3 protein-coding genes are annotated in these 3,876 nt (G+C 73.3%); all 3 read right to left on the bottom strand.

Going from position 1 to position 3,876, the window contains the following annotated elements; genetic code table 11:
- Window positions 1-62: 62 nt before the first annotated feature.
- From ACFWEK_RS19835 to pdhA, 3 genes are read right to left on the bottom strand one after another with little or no spacing between them, the layout of a single operon-like run.
- Complete coding sequence (locus ACFWEK_RS19835; RefSeq protein ID WP_430555152.1) at window positions 63-1,505, bottom strand: dihydrolipoamide acetyltransferase family protein; 1,443 nt, start codon at window positions 1,503-1,505, stop codon at window positions 63-65.
- A gap of 20 nt (window positions 1,506-1,525) precedes the next feature.
- A complete protein-coding gene (locus ACFWEK_RS19830; protein ID WP_430555151.1) occupies window positions 1,526-2,539 on the bottom strand; it encodes an alpha-ketoacid dehydrogenase subunit beta in 1,014 nt (337 codons plus the stop codon).
- Entirely contained in the window at window positions 2,536-3,693 is a 1,158-nt protein-coding gene (gene pdhA / locus ACFWEK_RS19825; RefSeq protein WP_430555153.1) for a pyruvate dehydrogenase (acetyl-transferring) E1 component subunit alpha, read from the bottom strand. The genes ACFWEK_RS19830 and pdhA overlap by 4 nt, the downstream gene beginning before the upstream one ends.
- Window positions 3,694-3,876 lie beyond the last annotated feature (183 nt).

Raw genomic sequence — 3,876 nt, 5'->3', positions numbered from 1 at the left:
AGGTAGTACTACCTCGCGGAGTCTCGTCCTACCCCGGCCTTCTGCGTCCTACCTCGCGGTGCTCAGCCCCAGACGAGCCCCCGCGCCGGGTCCTCCAGCACCTTCGCGACGTCGGCCAGGTAGCGGGCGGCGAGCTCGCCGTCGACCAGGCGGTGGTCGACGGACAGCGCGAGCTGCGTGACCCACCGGGCCTTGATCTTCCCCTTGTGCACCCACGGCTGCTTGCGGATGGCGCCGAACGCGAGGATGCCCGCCTCGCCGGGGTTGAGGATCGGGGTGCCCGTGTCGGTGCCGAAGATGCCGACGTTGGTGATCGTGATCGAGCCGTCCGCCATGTCCGCGGGCTGGGTGCGTCCCGCGCGTGCCGTGGACGTGAGGGTCGCGATCGCCTTCGCCAGGCCGAGCAGGTCGAGGGTGTGCGCGTCCTTGATGTTCGGCACGACGAGCCCGCGCGGCGTCGCCGCCGCGATCCCCAGGTTCACGTAGTGCTTGTAGACGATCTCCTGCGCGCCCTCGTCCCAGCTCGCGTTGATCTGCGGGTGCCGGTTGACCGCCAGCAGCATCGCCTTGGCGGCGACGAGCAGCGGCGTGACGCGCACGTCCGCGAAGTCGCGGTCCTCCTTCAGGCGCGCGACGAGCTTCATCGTCTTCGTCACGTCGATCGTCTGGAAGACCGTGACGTGCGGGGCCGTGAACGCGCTGGCCACCATCGCCTCGGCCGTGCGCTTGCGCACCGACTTCACCGGCACGCGCGTCTGGCGGCCGTCCTGGCTGACCGTGCCGGAGGCGAGCCACGGCCGGTCGTCGTCGGGGTAGGTGGCCAGGGACTTCGGGGCGGCACCCTCGTGGTGCGCGACGACGTCCTCCCGCGTCACGATCCCGCCCGGGCCCGTGGGGTGCACCGACGCGAGGTCGACGCCGAGGTCCTTCGCCAGCTTGCGCACCGGCGGCTTCGCGAGCACGCGGGTGCTCTGCGCACCGGGAGCCGCCGGCACGCTCGCCATCGGCTTCTCGATCGCCGGGCCCGAGGGCGCCGGTGCCGGAGCGGGTTCCGCAGCAGGCGCGGGAGCTGGAGCAGGCGCGGGAACAGCTGCCGGTGCAGGGGCCGGAGCCTCGGCCGCGGCGGCCGGCGTCGCGGCACGACGCCGGCGCCGCCCCGAGGTGCCGGCGTCGCCGGTGCCGTAGCCGACCAGCACGGAGCCGGAGCCCTCGCCGGACGCGTCGCCGGAGCCGGCAGGGGCGGCCGTGCGGGTCGGGGTGTCGGCATCGGTGCTGATCTCGATGATCGCCGTGCCGACGTCGACGGTCGTGCCCTCCTCGGCGAGCAGCGCCGTGACGGTGCCCGCCCACGGCGACGGCAGCTCGACGAGCGACTTGGCGCTCTCGATCTCCACGAACACCTGGTTGACGGCGACGGTGTCGCCGACGGCGACCTTCCACTCGACGATCTCGGCCTCGGTGAGGCCCTCGCCCACGTCCGGCAGCGGGAAGCGCTGGGTCGTCATCGTTCTCCTCAGGTCCGCTCTCAGTGGGCCAGCACGCGGTCGACGGCGTCCACGACGCGGTCGACGCTCGGCAGGTACTCGTGCTCCAGCTTCGCGACGGGGTACGGCGCGTGGAAGCCGCCCACCCGCAGGACGGGGGCCTCGAGGGAGTAGAAGCACTCCTCGCTGACGCGGGCCGCGACCTCGGCGCCGGAGCCGAGGAACGTCGGCGCCTCGTGCACGACGACGCAGCGCCCGGTCCGCTTCACCGACTCCGCGACGGCGGTCACGTCGAGCGGCGAGATGGCGCGCAGGTCGACCACCTCGGCGCTGGTGCCCTCGGCGGCCAGCGTGTCGGCCGCCTTGAGCGCCGTCGCGACCGTCGGCCCGTAGGCGACGAGCGTGACGTCGGTGCCCTGGCGGGCGACACGCGCCCGGTTGAGCACGTCGGCGCCGCCGGCGGCGGCCACCGTCGGGTAGGGGCTGGTCGTGACCTCGCCCTTGGACCAGTAGCGGCCCTTCGGCTCGAAGAACAGCACCGGGTCCGGCGACGCCACGGCCGCGCGGATCATGTCGTACGCGTCCTGCGGGGTGGACGGCGAGACGACGCGCAGGCCGGGCGTGTGCGCGAACAGCGCCTCCGGGCTCTCCGAGTGGTGCTCCACCGCGCCGATGCCGCCGCCGTAGGGGATGCGGATGACGACGGGCACCTGCAGGCGGCCGCGCGACCGGTAGTGCAACTTCGCGAGCTGCGTCGTGATCTGGTCGTAGGCCGGGAAGACGAAGCCGTCGAACTGGATCTCGCACACCGGCCGGTAGCCGCGCAGCGCCATGCCGATCGCCGTGCCGACGATGCCGGACTCCGCGAGCGGGGTGTCGACCACGCGGTCCTCGCCGAAGTCCTTCTGCAGCCCGTCGGTGACGCGGAAGACGCCGCCGTTGCGGCCGACGTCCTCGCCCATGACGAGCACCTTGCCGTCCGACTCGAGCGCCGAACGGAGGCCCTCGGTGATCGCCCGGGCGAAGGTCAGGGTCTGCGGGGTTGCTGAGGTCATCGGGCCGCCCCCGTCGTCTCGTTCGTCTCGTTCTCGTACTGCTCGAACCACGCCCGCTCGGCCGTGACCTGCGCGTGCTCGGTGGCGTACACGTGCTCGAACATCGCCGTCGCAGGGGGGGCGCCCAGCTCGCGCACCTCGGTGCGCAGCCGCTCGCCGAGGGCGTCGGCCTCGCGCTCGACGCCGGCCGCCCAGCCGTCGTCCCAGGCGTCCTCGGCGCGCAGCAGCGCGGCGAGGCGGTCGATCGGGTCGCGACGGGCCCAGTGGTCCTCCTCGGCGCGGGCCCGGTAGCGGCTCGGGTCGTCGGAGGTGGTGTGGGCGCCCATGCGGTACGTGTAGGCCTCGACGAAGGTGGGGCCGCCGCCGGAGCGGGCGCGCTCCAGCGCCTCCGCGGTCACGGCGTAGCAGGCGAGGACGTCGTTGCCGTCCACCCGGACGCTGGGGATGCCGAACCCCTCGCCACGCTGGTAGAGCGGGGCGCGCGACTGGCGCGACGTCGGCTCCGAGATGGCCCACTGGTTGTTCTGCAGGAAGAACACGACGGGCGCGTTGTTCACGGCCGCGAAGACGAGCGCCTCGCTGACGTCGCCCTGGCTCGTGGCGCCGTCACCGAAGTACGTGACGACGGCGGCGTCGCGCGCCGCGTCGCCGGTGCCGACCGCGCCGTCGCGCTGCACGCCCATCGCGTAGCCGGTCGCGTGCAGCACGTGGGAGCCGATGACGAGCGTGTACAGGTGCACGTTGTGCTCGTTCGGGTCCCAGCCGCCGTGGTCCTCGCCGCGGTACAGGCGGAGGCGGTCGACCGGATCGACGCCGCGCGCCTGGAGCACGCCGTGCTCGCGGTAGGAGGGGAACACGTAGTCCTGCGGCGACAGGGCGTACGCCGACCCGACCTGGGCGGCCTCCTGGCCACGGCCCTGCGCGTACAGCGCGAGCTCGCCCTGCCGCTGCAGGGCCGTGGCCTCGTCGTCGAACCGTCGCGTCAGCACCATGTCGCGGTACAGGGCGCGCAGGTCCTCGGAGGTGAGGTGGTCGACACGCGAGCGGTAGGTCGCGTTGTCGGGTTCGACGACACGCTCGCCGGTGGGCGAGACGAGCTGGACCAGGGGGTCGACGTCAGCGGGCGCGACGTCGGCGGGCACGTCGACAGGCATCTTGTCGGGCTCGCCGGTGGTGTGCTGCGGCACGCGGTCTCCTTCGCTGACGGCCCCTGAACGGGGGCTGGGCTGCTCCGGCACGGAGGAGGTCCCGGCGCACCGATCGGTGCCCACCGGAACCTACGCCTTCGTAGCCTACGCCAGCGTAGGTTGCCGTCCAGGGGGCAGACCCCCCGGCGG

Origin of the sequence: Isoptericola sp. NPDC060257 (assembly GCF_042726645.1) — a bacterium.
Taxonomy (GTDB): Bacteria; Actinomycetota; Actinomycetes; order Actinomycetales; family Cellulomonadaceae; genus Isoptericola; species Isoptericola nanjingensis.
The sequence above is the reverse complement of the archived record's forward strand: the minus strand, read 5'-3'. Positions and strand labels throughout refer to the sequence as shown.